The sequence below is a fragment of the Microbulbifer jejuensis genome, assembly GCF_047289955.1.
Lineage (GTDB): Bacteria > Pseudomonadota > Gammaproteobacteria > Pseudomonadales > Cellvibrionaceae > Microbulbifer.
On sequence record NZ_JBLBUB010000003.1, the window covers coordinates 156,310 to 172,137 of the forward strand.

The window sequence follows — 15,828 nt, forward strand, 5'->3', positions numbered from 1 at the left end:
TACCTATAGCAGATGGCAGTTCAAAGACAGGAAAACCCGCACGGCAGCAGCCGGGCGGGTTTCACTGTGATTCGAGCTACAAGTCTTACAGTTCGCGGGCAACCTTGACGATATCGTAGACTTCGATCTGGTCACCGGACTTCACGTCGTTGTAGTCCTTCACCCCGATACCACACTCCATACCATTTCGCACTTCCTGGACATCATCCTTAAAGCGGCGCAGGGATTCCAGTTCACCCTGGTAGATTACAACATTGTCTCGCAGAACACGGATCGGCTTGTTGCGGTACACGGTACCCTCGGTAACCATACAGCCGGCAATGGCGCCAAACTTCGGAGAGCGGAATACGTCGCGCACCTGGGCAATACCCACGATATCCTCACGAATTTCCGGCTCCAGCATGCCGGACAGAGCCTGCTTCACTTCGTCGAGCAGGTTGTAGATGACGCTGTAGTAACGAATCTCCACAGCCTCGGTTTCGGCGACCTTACGCGCAGAAACATCGGCACGGGTATTGAAGCCCAGTACGATAGCGCCGGCGGTCAGGGCCAGGTTAATATCGTTTTCAGCGATACCACCAACACCACTGGATACCACGTTAACGGAAACTTCTTCGTTGCCGATATCCGCCAGAGCACTCAGGATCGCTTCCAGAGAGCCGCGCACGTCGGCTTTGATGACAACTGGCAGCACTTTGCGCTCGCCGGCTTCCATGTCGGCAAACATGTTTTCCAGTTTGGCTGCCTGCTGACGCTGCATACGCTCACGGCGCTCTTTGTGCGCGCGTTGTTCGGCCACTTCGCGGGCCTTCCGTTCGTCCGCCACCACCAGGAATTCGTCCCCGGCATTCGGAGTTGAGTCCAGGCCCAGCAACTCCACCGGCGTGGAGGGGCCGGCTTCCTTCACCTGCTTGCCGTGCTCATTGGTCATGGCGCGCACGCGCCCGTAACTCTGGCCTGCCAGAATAATATCGCCGCGCTTCAGCTCGCCGTTTTGCACCAGCAAGGTAGCAACCACACCGCGGCCTTTTTCCAGGCGGGATTCCACCACCACACCGGTGGCCGGCACCTTGATCCTGGCTTTCAACTCCAGAATCTCCGCTTGCAGGGAAACGGCCTCCAACAAATCGTCAATGCCCTGGCCCGTGTGCGCGGAGACATTGATAAACTGGGTATCACCGCCCCAGTCTTCTGGAATGACGTCTTTCGCCGCCAGCTCGTTCTTAACGCGATCAGGGTCCGCGCCTTCCTTATCGCACTTGTTGATCGCCACAACCAGCGGCACACCGGCAGCGCGGGCGTGATTAACAGCCTCTTCAGTCTGCGGCATGACACCGTCATCAGCGGCAACCACCAGGATCACCACATCGGTGGCCTGGGCGCCGCGGGCGCGCATGGCGGTAAAGGCGGCGTGTCCGGGAGTATCCAGGAAAGCGATCTCGCCCTGGCTGGTTTTCACACGGTAAGCACCGATGTGTTGGGTAATACCACCGGCTTCACCGGAGGCCACTTTGGTTTTGCGAATGTAGTCCAGCAGGGACGTTTTACCGTGGTCTACGTGTCCCATTACAGTAACAACCGGAGCACGGGAAACATCGTCACCCTCTTGTGACTGGGATTCAGCTACCAGACGCTCTTCCAGTTCGCTCTCGGAGCGCATGACCACTGAATGCCCCATTTCCTCGGCAAGCAGCTGTGCGGTTTCGCGATCCAGGCTCTGGTTGATGGTGGCCATTTCACCCATCTTCATCAGGCGCTTGATCAACTCGCCGGCCTTCACATTCATCTGTTTGGCCAGTTCACCTACGGTGATGATTTCGCCCAGTTGTACTTCGTATACCTGCTTCACCGTGGGCCTTTTAAAACCGTGAGTCGGTTTAATCTTCAGGGTGGGTCGGGAAAGGGAGCGCGTACTGCGCTTCTCTGCTTCATTCTCTTCAAACACTTCCAGCGCCTGATCGAACAGAGCGGTCTTGCTGGATTTTTTCGGGCCGGACTTGGAACGGCGGCCGCGACGCTTCCGCGGTTGCTCCTCAGTGCGATCACCGTCGCCCGGTGGCGCGGCCTCCAGCTTGCGGCGCAAGGAAGGTTTAACCTCTTCAGTTTTCTCGGATTTGGCAGCTTTGGCCTTGGTGGAGGCTTCCACTTTCTTTTGTGCAGTGCGCTGCCGCTCAGCCTCTACTTTCGCTTTTTTCTCATCGAGCTCAAGCTTATCCTGCTTGGCCTGCTGCTTGCGGCGCTCCATTGCAGCGATACGCATCGCTTCGATATCATCCACATAGCTGGAGCGAATCGGTGCTGCGGGCTCCGCTTTTTTCTCCACACTTTGTGCCGTGTTATCCTCTGTGCCTTGCGAAATTTCCGGCTGCTCGGCGGCCTTGACTTCAGTTTCAGCTGCTTTGGCCTCCGCCTCGGCTTTCCGCTGTGCTTCCTCCGCAAGGCGGGCAGCTTCTGCTTCCGCCTCGACCCGCAGTCGCTCCTGCTCGATTGCCTGGGCTTCCAATTCTGCTGTGGCAGCACTGCCTTCGCTTGCTTCCGCAGCAAGATCGGCCTGGGGACGCTTCACGTAGGTACGCTTCTTGCGCACTTCCACATTCACGGTCTTACGGCCGGTGCCAGAGCCGGTCTTCAGCGTCGTGGTAGTCTTGCGCTTCAGCGTGATCTTGCGCGGGCTGGCGCCCTGCTCCCCGTGACTGCTTTTCAGGAAGTTGAGCAGGACCTGCTTTTCCTCATCTGACACCACCGCGCTCGCAGAGGTGTGAGACAAACCCGCTTCCTTCATCTGCGTGAGCAGACGGTCTTCGGTGGCACCTACCGATTTGGCGAGTTCGCTAACTGTTACTTGGGCCATTCTCTCTCCTAAAAGTCACTTGGTCGGAGGGGGTTTACTTATTTGTCTGTCTTGTGCCTTCGCACCTAGGTTTGCTCACCGCTGTCATCGGCAAACCAGGGCTCACGCGCTTTCATAATCAGCGCCGCGGCGCGCTCCTGGTCGAGACCATCGATATCGAGCAGATCGTCCACTGCCTGCTCCGCCAGGTCTTCCATGGTGGCAATGCCGCGGCTCGCCAGTTGGAACGCCAGGTGGCGTTCCATACCTTCCATCGTGAGCAGGTCTTCCTGGGGCTCGGAAGCGTCCAGTTTCTCCTCTGAGGCCAGTGCCTGGGTTAACAGGGAGTCCTTGGCACGGGCGCGCAGCTCTTCGGCGATGCCTTCGTCAAAGCCTTCGATCTCGAGCATTTCCTCAATCGGCACGTAGGCTACCTCCTCAAGAGAGGTGAAGCCTTCGTCGACTAACACCGTGGCCACATCTTCGTCGATATCCAGGCGGTCCATAAACACCTGCATGATGGAACTGGACTCTGCCTCCTGCTTGTTCTGCCACTCATCGGAACTCATGACATTGATCTGCCACTGGGTCAGTTCGGAGGCGAGACGCACATTCTGGCCGCTGCGGCCAATGGCCATGGCGAGGTTTTCCTCGGCCACCGCCACGTCCATGGCGCCGGTGTCTTCGTCGACAACAATGGATTCAATTTCTGCCGGTGCCATGGCGTTGATGACAAACTGGGCCGGGTTCTCATCCCACAGCACGATGTCCACCCGTTCACCGGACAGCTCATTGGATACCGCCTGTACACGCGCACCGCGCATACCCACACAGGCGCCCACCGGATCGATACGGCCATCATTGGTGGTTACTGCGATCTTGGCGCGCAGGCCCGGATCGCGGGCTGCGCCCTTAATCTCGATCACCTGTTCAGCGATTTCCGGCACTTCGATGCGAAACAGCTCGATAATCATCTCCGCGCAGGAGCGGCTCAGCATTAGCTGAGGACCACGGGCTTCCGGCTGGATTTCCAGCAAAATGGCACGCACCCGATCCCCCAAACGGAAAATCTCACGGCCAACCAACTGGTCCCGGGGCAGGCGTGCCTCGGCGTTGTTGCCGAGATCCACGGCAATAAAGTCGCGCGTTACTTTTTTGACGGTACCGCTCACCATTTCGCCAACGCGGTCGCGATACTCATCCACAACCTTGGCGCGCTCGGCTTCGCGCACCTTCTGCACGATCACCTGTTTCGCGGTCTGTGCAGCGATGCGGCCGAACTCTACATTTTCCACCTGCTCGCGATAGAGGTCGCCAGCGCCCAGTTGCGGATCTTTCTCATGGGCTTCCTCCAGGGTGAACTGGGTACCCAGTTCGGCCAGGGTGTCATCACCCACAACTTCCCAGCTGCGGAAAGTCTCGTAGTCACCGGTAAGGCGGTCAATGATCACCTCTATGGTTGAATCTTCGTCGTAGCGTTTCTTCGTGGCCGTTGCCAGTGCCGCTTCGATGGCCTGGAATATAATCTCCTGGTCAACACCCTTCTCGTTGGATACCGCCTCGGCTACCAGCAAGATCTCTTTGTTCATGCAACTGTGCCTCAAATTCGCCTGCGTTTAGGCGCCTAACAGGTTACTTGGTAAATTGGGGAATAATATTTGCCTTTTCGATACTATCGATTGGCAACAGATACTCATTTTCGCTGTCCACACGCAGCACCACTTCATCTCCCTCTATACCGGCCAACAGGCCGCGCCATTTGCGCTGGCCAGCCAGGGGCAGTCGCAGGCGGACCTCGATCTGGGCGCCGGCAAAACGCGCATACTGCCCCAGGGTATACAGGGGGCGGTCAAGTCCCGGCGAAGAGACCTCAAGCGTGTACCGGCTGCTGATGGGGTCTTCCACATCCAACACCGCACTGGCCTGACGGCTCACTTTTTCGCAGTCTTCCACTGCAATGCCGTTTTCAGAGTCGATATAGATACGCAGCAGCGCATTTCGGCCGTGGGTCTGGTATTCAATGCCCCAAAGCTCGCACCCCAGCGATGCCACCACCGGCGCCAGAAGTTCTTCCAGCAATTCGCGTTTGCCCGCCATCCACGTCACCACATACAAAAAATGGGCCTGCGGCCCACTTCGAAATACCTCTGCAATTTTCTTTGCAGATACGAAAAAGCCCCTGACGGGGCTTTGACCGCACATTCGCGCAGTCAGTATACGCGAATGTAAATTTGGTAGCGGGGGCAGGATTTGAACCTACGACCTTCGGGTTATGAGCCCGACGAGCTACCAGGCTGCTCCACCCCGCAACAACGAAAACGCACCCACAGCCTTTTATTAAGACAAGATTGGTAGCGGGGGCAGGATTTGAACCTACGACCTTCGGGTTATGAGCCCGACGAGCTACCAGGCTGCTCCACCCCGCAACAATGAATGCGTATTCAAAGCCATTGTATCAAGAAGAAATTGGTAGCGGGGGCAGGATTTGAACCTACGACCTTCGGGTTATGAGCCCGACGAGCTACCAGGCTGCTCCACCCCGCAACAACTCCAGGAAACGAAACCTGGCAATCTTAGTTTCCCTGCGGCGGGGCTAACTAACCCAACCACTCAAGAGGCTGCGAATTCTATGGCTGCGGCCCAAGTGAGTCAAGCCGTAATTGGCATTTGTTTTTACTCTGGGCGGGAAGTCACCCGCCCTATCCCGCAGATCAGTATAGAAAAGGAAGAAAATCCCGCAAGAGGCCATTCTCCACTGTTGACCACCTGCGCCGGGCCGCCAACAAACCGACTGGCGCAGGGCCAATCCCGACACCAGGCGGGCCTGCTTCTGCCGCTATCCGCTCTTTCTTTTTAGCCACTTTAAACCTGGCAAATTTGCTATATCCACCGCTCCCACAATCCTCGTTAGCGCGTGAGCTGGTGCACGATAGCACGACGAATTGGCGCAAAGTGATCACTCACACGCAGCACTGCCTTGCGCAGCAACTTCGCAGGCAGGCGATCATTGGTAAACAGGCCCACCACCCGATTGGTCCCTGAGTAAATCAGGCGAGACTCCAGACGGTGCTGGAATTGGTAGCGGGACAGTGCGCGCCCGAGCCGCGCAGGCTGATACAGGCGGACAACCCCTTGCAGCTGACGCGCCAGGGTATCTGCACCGGCAAGCCCGAGATTAAAGCCGTGCGCCGTCACCGGGTGCATACCCACAGCGGCGTCCCCCACCAAGGCAAAGCGCTCAGCATAGAACCCGTGTGCATACATGGCGACCAGTGGATAGCTGTAGCGCTGGCCACAGGTCTCGACCGCGCCAAGCTGCGAAGCACTTTCCGCCTGTACCCAGGCGGCAAACGCTGCATCACTTAACTGCATAACCGCCTCAGTGCAACTGGCGGGCACGGTCACCACTGCCGAGGAGGCGTGACACTCCGCCAGGGGCAACAGCGCCAGGGTAGAGCCATAGCGAAAACATTCCCGCGCGACACCACCGTGCGCCCGTTCAGTGCGCACCTGCCCGACAATCGCCACACGACCAAAGTCGCGCATATCTGCACCGATACCCACCATTCTCCGCACCTCAGAAAAACGGCTGTCCGCCGCCACTACCAGTGCTGCAGCAATACTCCCGTCCTCCCCATAGCCCAGCACTCGCCGGCCCGCCTCAGCTCTGATCCCAGTTACTGTACAGCCGCTGTAGAATTGTATCTTGCGGTCCTCCCGAGCCACCTCATAGAGCACGCGCCGGAGAGTCGCATTAGATACAATAAACCCAAGGGGCCCGCCGCCGCGGGTACCAAAATTCAAACTGGCCGGGGCGTATCCGTCCACAACCTGTGCAGATCGCAGTGTGCCGATTTCATCGTCGCGCAGTCGCTGCCAAGCCCCCAGATTCTCCAATATCCTCACGGATTTGTGGGTTAGTGCAATCTCTCGTCCGTCATCATCCGGGCTGAGGACATGTTGCTCACTCTGGCGCTCCAGCAATACTACCCGGCAATCACGTCTGGCCAGTGCCACCGCCAACGCCAGCCCTGCAGGCCCCGCCCCAACAATTGCGACATCTGCTTGCAACATTTCTGTCCCCCCTGACGGCAAGTCCACCGCCAAACCATTTTCTCAACTGGCACCTTCGGCTACAGCCGCCGAGTTGTAGGGGACCTTAAAGAAAGGGCTATTACCGGGTACTGACACAGATCAGGAAACAGGTAGAATCAGTGGCAGATCAACAGGCTTCACCGTTGACCTCACCCTTTTACCGGCTTAAAGGCAATAACCGCAGTAACTACGCTCAGGGCACAGTGATTATTCACAGAATAATACGCACAGGATATGGAAAAAGAGGAGCAAACCATGCAGCTCGAAATCACCATTGTAGATGCCTTTACCGACACCCTGTTTAAAGGCAACTCCGCAGCAGTCATTATCACGCAGCAATGGCTTGCGGATGATTTGATGCAATCAATCGCTGCGGAAAATAACCTGTCTGAAACCGCCTTTCTGCTGAAGTGCTCTGACAGCGAGTACCGGATTCGCTGGTTTTCCCCCGTGACTGAAATCGATTTTTGCGGTCATGCCACCCTGGCCTCGGCCTTTGTGATTTTCTCCGAAAATCCCTCATTGCAGGGCGTTCACTTTTCAGCCGGGGCTGTGGGGAAAATGTACGTTGCCCGAGCCGACAATGGCTATATCACCATGCACTTTCCCAAGCGGGCTCCGCATCCGGTAACGCATGTACCCAATGACCTAATTGCAGGGCTATCTATTAAACCGGCGGATATACTGCGCAATCATCAGGCATATTTTGCGATTTACGAGAAGGAAGAGGATATCTACAACCTGAAGCCGAACTCGGCAAAACTGAAAACTCTCGCCCCCTTTGATGTGGTGGCGACAGCCAGATCCGCACAATACGATTTCATCTCAAGATATTTCTGGCCCACCAATGGTGGCGTGGAAGACCCTGTAACCGGGTCCATCCATACGGGACTGGCCCCCTACTGGGCAGAAAAGCTGGACAAATCCCAACTGACTGCGTTCCAGGCATCCAAACGGGGAGGGCTGCTAAACTGCCAAGTCAAGGAGGATCGGGTCATTATTTCCGGCAAGGCGGTTCAATACTTGAAAGGCACCATCACACTATAATTTACCCGGCAATGGTATTGAATCGGTCAAAAAGTCCCCATGTATCTCCTGCCGCAATCGGTAGGCACCAAGCCGGTTTGATCTATGCCAAGGGCCTGTTTGGCGGTTATCGACAGGCCAAATTTTCCACCGCGTAAATACCAGCAAAGTAAATCTCACCCGGTACCGCCTGTCGATGCACTAAAGCGCACTTATTTAAGCGGTTTTTGATCATACGGGATAAAGCCTTCCCAGTGCATCGGAAAATCATGCTCAGCAATAGTTAGCGAAAGCAGATAATCGAAGATGCCTTCCGCATTGTTACTATTACTCATCAACAAGACTCCCGTACCCGTCTCGGGATAAATCATCGAGAAGTTCTGAAAGCCCTCATCATGATGCCCCTCTTTAAAGGCCGCCCAACCGTATTTGGTGTGAAACAACCCCCAACCCAAGCCATAGCTGAGCTGAATATCATCGTCACGATCAGTGATTTCTCCTGCACCGGGGCCGAACTGTGTTTTAGTGCGAATACGTATCTGCGGACTGAACATCTCTTCGAGAGCCATTTTACTGGTGCCATCACCATCCAGTATCGCAGTCATAAAGCGCACATAGTCCTGGGTGGTGGTTTCCAGAGTACTGGGTGCACGGGCCGCATTATCTTTATCCCGAGGAAAGGTGCTGCCGTCAACCCCATGCCCCAAAGCATAATCGCGCTCAAAGCGGGGTTGCCAGGTATAACTGGACATAGCCATTCCGTATGGGGCAAAAATATTTTCCCGCATCAGCTGTTCCACAGATTTTCCGGTCAGCTTTTCCAGCACAATCTGTAAAAGCACCATCCCCTCTGCAGAGTAACTGTATCGCTCTCCCGGCTCGAAATGAATACGCAGTTTATGATCCGGTTCAAACCAGCGCCAGTTTGGCAACCCGGTTGTGTGCGATAAGCACATGCGTGCGGTGATTTTCCGATATCGCGGTGCTTGGCGCAAATCCCCTAAATTCTTGTGCCATGCATTTCCGCCATCACTCTGGCTTTTCCACAGTGGCTCTTTCAAATACGATTGAAGCGGTTTATCCAGATCTATAATACCCCGATCCGCCAGCTTCATTACCAAAACAGCAAAAACCGCTTTACTCAGCGAAGCGCCGTACATTTCTGTGGTGGTTTTGAGCGGTTTTTTATTTGGCAGGTCGGCAAACCCAAACGCTTCAGAATATACCGGCAGGCCATTGTTAAACACTGTGACAGTCAAACCCTGTACCTGAGCCGCATTGGTCAGTTGGGTGATTTTGTCCGTCAATTGACTGGAGGAAATGGTACTGCCATCCAAGCGCACCAGCTGCTTTTCAGCAGAGCTGGCAAAATTGGTCAACCCGATAACAATCAAAACTACCAGAATTCTTTTCATAGCCTATTCACGCTGTTTTTCTTTTAATCTGTATTAAACGGTTTCGCTGCTTCAAAAGAACCTGTGTCAGATTTTAATTCTTATCTGCATGTTCGCAGCCTTGGGAATTGAACAATCGGGAAAAGGAGTTTATTGAGTCGCTCCAGAATACAAGTGAGCGTCTGATCGAATTAATGTGTTTCCAGGTGCTATTAACAAGTCAGCCGTAAAACCCGGTTGAAATCTATCCGGGGCAGACAAAAAGCGTGGATCACTCGAGCGCTCTTGCAAACCTTCGGCTACACAATGTCCACCGTGATTACCCCCTCTTTGGCATCTATTGGAACATTCATTCTCACCCGAGGCAACCCGGTGCCACTGCTATTCCAGATGTCGTTGGGTTTTGACAGACTATCTGAGAATTTTTCCCTCCATATCAGCACCCTAAGAGCACGGTGTCCCTGCCCAGCGCACTGGCAGCCAAATATCTGCTTAACCAGAAAGCTGGCAGCTACCCGAAGCCACCCCGGGACTTACCCGGGGTGGCCATCGCAGCGGGGCCGGAAGAGGACCGGAGTGTAGTACAATAGGAAGAGTGCATACCCCACGATCCAAGTGACGATGGCCACAAGAAAGCCAGTGGGTGCAGATGCCCAGAACACGCGCACCAAGGCCGAGCATGCCAGCGCTGCAAATGCCAGCGGCATCAGGCGCGGCGCCTTCAACACCCGACCGGTATGCCCGAGGCTCACGCGGCTGGCCATCGACAGAATCAATCCGCCGATACCGCCCACAGCAAAGGCATGCAGGGCGGGACTGTGCCAGGATGGCGCTATACCGCTCCAGGCCAGTGCGGCGAGAAAACAGCCGAGAACTACAAGCCAGTAGCTCAAGTGCAGAGACCAGACCATCGGTTCAGCCCAGATCCGGGTGGGATGCCAGCGCAATACACGCACAAGCTGCAATACACCAAGTATCAGGGCGAGTGCGGCCCAAATCTCCCGGGGCAATCCCACAGCCACGCACAGTAAAAGCAGTATTGCGGCAATGTGCGTACCCCACTCGGCAAAGGGCAGCTGCGCACGCGGACGCACTTGGAAACGCCGCGCGGTAAAAAAGGGAATCACCCGCCCACCAATCACCAGAATAATGGCTGTCACCAGTAAAAGGGCGAGCAATGCCACTCGACTCTGGGCCCCTGGCAACAGCCAGTGGCAGGCCGATAACCCGGCAAAAGCCAGCATGGCAGGCAATACAAACAGATTGCGCCACTGCCTGGTACGCAATACCCTTGCCCCCAACAGAAACGCGGCCAACAGGAAAAACACCACCTCTGTGCAGACAGGTATCCACAGCGGTACCGACGAGAAGAGATACCCCAAACGCGCCAGCAGCCACAATCCCACCAAACTCATTAACTGGACCCCTTTCGGCGAGGGAATTCCGGTCCAGGTCTGCATGGCGGTACCGAGAAAGCCGACCACCACCGCTGCTGCAAACCCAAACAGCATTTCATGGGAGTGCCAGACAACCCCACCGCGCAACGCGGGCAGCTGCCATCCGGACAACTGCAGTTGCCATACCAAAAGTGCGATCATACTCCACAGGGCAGCGCCCCAGAAAAAAGGCCGGAAAGGCATACGCCAAATAGGCGAAATGGATTCTGCGCGTGCGCGGTCGACGATGGGAATCACAATCTACTCTCCTTCTAAAAACTGGGCTGTTTTCCCCAGGGCAAATGCTTAACCGGCTCCGGGTTCTCCATCCATTGAGCAATATCATCTCATCTGTGCTGAAGGTTACAGAGCCTTCCCGCGCACACCCTAGCATCTCCCGGGAATCTATACCCTGATTCCGCTCAAGCGTCCACCCTGGGAAGCGGCGAAAAATCCTTGCGCACCCATGATTACAATGACCTGAAATACCATTCCAGAGATTGAGTGAGGTGTTCATTTTCACTCAACCAACACCAATAGTTAATAGCCAATTGCAAAATGTTGAAAGTCGGGAACTATAACCCTTCAGGGAGGCAAGGTATCTCGCGACCCGCTTCAGCAGGCATTCAATGATACAAACAAATCCGGCAATCGACAGGTTGCCGGGTTATCCGTACTTCCAGGCATTGCGCATAAAAAAAGGGGGGGTGACTGCTTAATCCCGATCAGTTCAGTTGTTTCCCTTACCAGCCTGGCAAGGAAAACCAAAGCGCTCCTGCCCAACCTCTCTTTACCTCTTGAGAGGGAATATACGACGTACATTCAACAAGGTATTCATTCAAACCAGCGCAACTTTCACCAGAGTTCGCACAGATAATAAAAGGAGCCGAAGTCCGCACCATAGACCTCGCAGGAAAAAATGCCCACCGCGACCAAGACGATCGCGGGGCTGGCTTCGACTTATCAGTTTCTGTTGTAACCGAAACGGACCCATCCGAGAGTGGCCAATAAAAATCGTAACGGAAAACGCCTCGGAAAAAGAAAATCTCACTCAGGTGCCCTGCTTAACCTGGCACCGACTTGGCTACCGGACTGTTAATGACCGGCATTCAGCCAAGTGGAAATCCGCTTTGAAAAGAACACCCGGTCACAAATGTTCCACGGCGTCAATTTCGTATTCCATCGAACCGGAAGGCGCATGTACCACAACAACCTCTCCAACTTCTTTGCCGATCAACGCCCGCGCAATGGGGGAGTTCACAGAGATCTTGCGTTTTTTCACATCGGCTTCATCATCACCTACAATCTTGTAGGTGACTTCGCGGTCGTTATCCAAATGAATAATCGTGACCGTGCTACCGAAAACCACCCTGGCACTTGGCTCAATCGACTTAATATCTATGACCTGTGCATGAGACAGTTTACTTTCAATTTCCTGGATGCGGCCTTCAATAAAACCCTGCTTTTCCCGTGCAGCATGGTATTCGGCATTCTCCTTCAGGTCGCCGTGTTCGCGCGCCTCCGCAATAGCCTGCACTACGGCAGGGCGCTCCACTTTCTTCAGATTTTCCAGCTCTGAACGCAATGCGTCGGCGCCTTCAACGGTCATTGGTACCCGGTTCAATGTGGGGCCTCCATGGTAGTTACTGCAGAACCGAACCCTGGAACTTCACAGGGTCCGCCCGCAACTCATAGGTTGGTTTAGAAATTTAAGACAGCTTGACTACGCGCTGGTGAAGGTCCTGCAGACGGCGCACCTGCAGCGGTTGCTCCTGACGCATGGCCATAGCCATGGCCTGGGCGGCCGTCAGGGTAGTGGTATAACACACCCGGTGATTCTCCGCGCTGCGACGGATATCCGCCGAATCGCGAATCGCCTGGCGCCCTTCGGTGGTATTGACCACCAGCGCAATCTCGTCGTTTTTGATCATATCCACGATGTGCGGACGACCTTCACTCATCTTATTCACGGTTGTAACGGGAATGGCGCTCTCTTGCAAGACCCTGGCAGTACCGCGAGTGGCCACCAGCTCAAAACCCAGGGCGACAAGGTCCCGCGCGACACCCACGGCGTCCTGTTTGTCGAAGTCGCGCACAGAAATAAATACACGCCCCGACATCGGCAGTCGGTCGCCAGCAGCCACCAGCCCTTTATCGAACGCCTCCGCGAAAGTCGCGCCGACCCCCATAACCTCACCGGTGGATTTCATCTCGGGCCCGAGAATCGGGTCCACTTTCGGGAACTTGTTAAACGGGAATACCGACTCTTTCACAGAGAAGTAATCCGGCACAATTTCCTTCGTAAAGCCCTGCTCTCTCAGGCTGGTACCCGCCTGACAGCGCGCAGCGACCTTGGCCAGGGAAACCCCGATACACTTGGAGACAAACGGCACCGTGCGGGAGGCGCGCGGATTCACTTCGATCACGTAAATCTCACCATCCTGATAAGCCAGCTGGGTATTCATCAGGCCTATCACACCCAGTTCACGCGCCATGGCTTTGACTTCCTCGCGCATACGGTCCTGCACCTCCACCGGCAGGCTGTAGGGCGGCAGAGAGCAGGCGGAATCACCGGAGTGTACACCGCACTGCTCAATGTGCTGCATAATGGCGCCTATTACAACGTCATGGCCATCGGACACCGCATCGATATCTACCTCGATGGCAGCATTGAGAAAGCGGTCCAGCAGTACCGGCGCCTCGTCGGAAACCTGCACCGCTTCTTTCATGTAGTTGAGCAGTTCATCTTCCTTGTAGACGATCTCCATGGCGCGGCCTCCCAGCACATAGGAGGGGCGCACCACCAGGGGGTAACCCACATCCTTGGCGGCCTGGATCGCTTCTGAGACCGAGCGCACAATGGCATTTTTCGGCTGCTTGAGGCCCAGTCGCTTGATCATCTGCTGGAAGCGCTCGCGGTCTTCCGCGCGATCGATCTGCTCGGGCGTGGTGCCGATAATGGGCACCCCCTCGGCGGCGAGGTAACGCGCCAGGTTCAGAGGAGTCTGGCCACCGAACTGTACAATGACACCCTGGGGCTTCTCTTTGGCGACAATTTCCAGCACGTCTTCCAGAGTGACCGGCTCGAAGTAGAGACGATCAGAGGTGTCGTAGTCGGTGGAAACCGTCTCCGGATTACAATTGACCATAATGGTCTCGTAACCATCCTCGCGCATAGCCAGTGCCGCGTGCACACAGCAGTAGTCAAATTCAATGCCCTGGCCAATACGGTTGGGGCCACCACCCAGCACCATGATTTTCTTCCTGTCGGAGGGCACCACCTCACATTCCTCATCGTAAGTGGAATACATATAGGTGGTGGAGGTGGCAAATTCGGCGGCGCAGGTGTCCACACATTTGTAAGACGGGAAAACACCCAACTTATGACGGAGTTCACGCACGGTCTTCTGGCTTACGCCCAGCAGATCGGCCAGGCGCCGGTCGGAGAACCCTTTGCGCTTGAGAAAACGCATATGCTCAGTACGAAGTGCCGAGGTGGGCAGTGACTTGAGCGGCTCTTCGATCTTGATCAGCTCTTCGATCTGCACCAAAAACCAGGGATCTATAGCAGACAGCTCGTATACCTGCTCTACGCTCATCCCCATACGAAAGGCATCGCCCAGGTACCAGATGCGCTCGGCACCCGGCACGGAGAGTTCGCTGCGCAAGCGGTTCTCGGCACCATCTTCGCCGGGATCGATCTTGCTCTCCAGACCGAAGCTGCCCACTTCCAGGCCGCGCAGGGCTTTCTGCAGGGACTCCTGGAAAGTGCGACCGATGGCCATGACCTCGCCCACGGACTTCATCTGGGTGGTGAGGCGCGCGTCGGCCTCACCAAATTTCTCGAAGGTGAAACGCGGGATTTTTGTCACCACATAGTCGATGGACGGCTCAAAGGAGGCCGGTGTAGCACCTCCAGTGATATCGTTTTGCAGTTCGTCCAGGGTGTAACCCACCGCCAGCTTGGCCGCCACCTTGGCAATCGGGAAGCCGGTGGCCTTGGAGGCCAGCGCCGAGGATCGGGATACCCGCGGATTCATCTCGATCACCACCATACGGCCGGTCTTCGGGCAGACGCCGAACTGCACGTTGGAACCACCGGTCTCCACGCCGATCTCGCGCAGCACCGCGATGGAGGCGTTGCGCATCAGTTGGTATTCCTTGTCGGTGAGGGTCTGCGCTGGCGCCACGGTGATGGAGTCACCGGTATGCACCCCCATGGGATCGACGTTCTCGATGGAACACACGATAATGCAGTTGTCGCGCTTATCGCGAACCACCTCCATCTCGTACTCTTTCCAGCCCAGCAGGGATTCGTCGATCAACAGTTCATTGGTGGGGGACAGGTCGAGACCGCGCTTGCAGATCTCCTCAAACTCGGGCCAGTTGTAAGCCACACCGCCACCGGAGCCGCCCATAGTGAAGGACGGGCGGATAATCACCGGGAAACCGAACGCTTCCGGGACTGCCTTCGCCTCTTCCATGGAGTGCACAATCCTGGCGCGCGGCGTCTCCAGGCCGATGGCCTGCATCGCCTTGTCAAACAGGTCGCGGTCTTCCGCCTTTTCAATGGCATCTTTGTCCGCACCGATCAGCTCCACATCCCAGGCCTCCAGGATGCCCTGCTTTTCCAGGTCCAGGGCACAATTCAGCGCGGTCTGACCACCCATTGTGGGCAGGATGGCGTCGGGGCGCTCCTGCTCAATGATCTTGGCCAGGGTACGCCACTCCACGGGTTCGATGTAGGTAGCATCGGCCATGGCCGGGTCGGTCATGATGGTGGCCGGGTTGGAGTTCACCAGAATGACCCGGTAACCCTCCTCGCGCAGCGCCTTGCAGGCCTGGGCACCAGAGTAATCAAATTCGCAGGCTTGGCCGATCACGATTGGGCCGGCGCCGATAATCAGAATGCTTTGGATATCTGTGCGTTTTGGCATCTTTCTTCCGCTCTACTACCGGCTAATGGCCGGCTGCGCTCATTTTCACTCGTGTCTTGTTAAAACCGCCGCAGAAGCGGCGGTTCTCTCACTGCTGCAGACAGCGGCAC

The 15,828-nt window shown here is 55.9% G+C and carries 9 protein-coding genes and 3 tRNA genes; 1 reads left to right on the forward strand and 11 read right to left on the reverse strand.

Annotation, left to right across the window (positions count from 1 at the left end; genetic code table 11):
- Positions 1-85: 85 nt before the first annotated feature.
- The 7 genes from infB to ubiM all read right to left on the reverse strand — a co-directional run bounded on the left by infB (position 86) and on the right by ubiM (position 6,904).
- Positions 86-2,851, reverse strand: coding sequence for a translation initiation factor IF-2 (gene infB, locus ACL7TT_RS03060; RefSeq protein ID WP_299943864.1), 2,766 nt, complete (start codon positions 2,849-2,851; stop codon positions 86-88).
- 65 nt (positions 2,852-2,916) lie between these two features.
- Complete coding sequence (gene nusA, locus ACL7TT_RS03065; protein ID WP_413393085.1) at positions 2,917-4,419, reverse strand: transcription termination factor NusA; 1,503 nt, start codon at positions 4,417-4,419, stop codon at positions 2,917-2,919.
- Positions 4,420-4,462: 43 nt separating this feature from the next.
- Positions 4,463-4,927: a ribosome maturation factor RimP gene (rimP, locus tag ACL7TT_RS03070; RefSeq protein WP_299943869.1), complete on the reverse strand. Its 465-nt coding sequence runs from the start codon at positions 4,925-4,927 to the stop codon at positions 4,463-4,465.
- 135 nt (positions 4,928-5,062) lie between these two features.
- Positions 5,063-5,139, reverse strand: a tRNA-Met gene (locus tag ACL7TT_RS03075).
- Between the two features lie 40 nt (positions 5,140-5,179).
- Positions 5,180-5,256: transfer RNA gene (locus tag ACL7TT_RS03080), tRNA-Met, on the reverse strand.
- Positions 5,257-5,297: 41 nt separating this feature from the next.
- Positions 5,298-5,374 (reverse strand) — tRNA-Met (locus ACL7TT_RS03085).
- Between the two features lie 363 nt (positions 5,375-5,737).
- Positions 5,738-6,904, reverse strand: coding sequence for a 5-demethoxyubiquinol-8 5-hydroxylase UbiM (gene ubiM, locus ACL7TT_RS03090; RefSeq protein ID WP_413393087.1), 1,167 nt, complete (start codon positions 6,902-6,904; stop codon positions 5,738-5,740).
- Between the two features lie 276 nt (positions 6,905-7,180).
- On the opposite strand from ubiM, the gene ACL7TT_RS03095 reads away from it, so the two are divergent.
- Positions 7,181-7,972 carry a PhzF family phenazine biosynthesis protein gene (locus tag ACL7TT_RS03095; protein WP_299941757.1) on the forward strand — a complete coding sequence of 264 codons (792 nt, stop codon included), beginning with the start codon at positions 7,181-7,183 and terminating at the stop codon, positions 7,970-7,972.
- A gap of 191 nt (positions 7,973-8,163) precedes the next feature.
- On the opposite strand, the gene ACL7TT_RS03100 is transcribed toward ACL7TT_RS03095, so the two are convergent.
- The 4 genes from ACL7TT_RS03100 to carB all read right to left on the reverse strand — a co-directional run bounded on the left by ACL7TT_RS03100 (position 8,164) and on the right by carB (position 15,718).
- Entirely contained in the window at positions 8,164-9,366 is a 1,203-nt protein-coding gene (locus tag ACL7TT_RS03100) for a serine hydrolase domain-containing protein (protein WP_413393089.1), read from the reverse strand.
- Positions 9,367-9,878: 512 nt separating this feature from the next.
- A complete protein-coding gene (locus tag ACL7TT_RS03105) occupies positions 9,879-11,039 on the reverse strand; it encodes an NnrS family protein (RefSeq protein ID WP_299941763.1) in 1,161 nt (386 codons plus the stop codon).
- An 889-nt stretch (positions 11,040-11,928) separates the two neighbouring features.
- Positions 11,929-12,405, reverse strand: coding sequence for a transcription elongation factor GreA (greA, locus tag ACL7TT_RS03110; protein ID WP_299941766.1), 477 nt, complete (start codon positions 12,403-12,405; stop codon positions 11,929-11,931).
- Between the two features lie 85 nt (positions 12,406-12,490).
- Positions 12,491-15,718: a carbamoyl-phosphate synthase large subunit gene (carB, locus tag ACL7TT_RS03115; protein WP_413393092.1), complete on the reverse strand. Its 3,228-nt coding sequence runs from the start codon at positions 15,716-15,718 to the stop codon at positions 12,491-12,493.
- Positions 15,719-15,828 lie beyond the last annotated feature (110 nt).

Coding starts and splice junctions, on each gene's coding strand:
- rimP (WP_299943869.1), bottom strand. CDS start 4,927: ATGGCGGGCAAACGCGAATTGCTGGAAGAACTTCTGGCGCCGGTGGTG.
- carB (WP_413393092.1), bottom strand. CDS start 15,718: ATGCCAAAACGCACAGATATCCAAAGCATTCTGATTATCGGCGCCGGC.
- ACL7TT_RS03100 (WP_413393089.1), bottom strand. CDS start 9,366: ATGAAAAGAATTCTGGTAGTTTTGATTGTTATCGGGTTGACCAATTTT.
- ubiM (WP_413393087.1), bottom strand. CDS start 6,904: ATGTTGCAAGCAGATGTCGCAATTGTTGGGGCGGGGCCTGCAGGGCTG.
- nusA (WP_413393085.1), bottom strand. CDS start 4,419: ATGAACAAAGAGATCTTGCTGGTAGCCGAGGCGGTATCCAACGAGAAG.
- infB (WP_299943864.1), bottom strand. CDS start 2,851: ATGGCCCAAGTAACAGTTAGCGAACTCGCCAAATCGGTAGGTGCCACC.
- ACL7TT_RS03095 (WP_299941757.1), top strand. CDS start 7,181: ATGCAGCTCGAAATCACCATTGTAGATGCCTTTACCGACACCCTGTTT.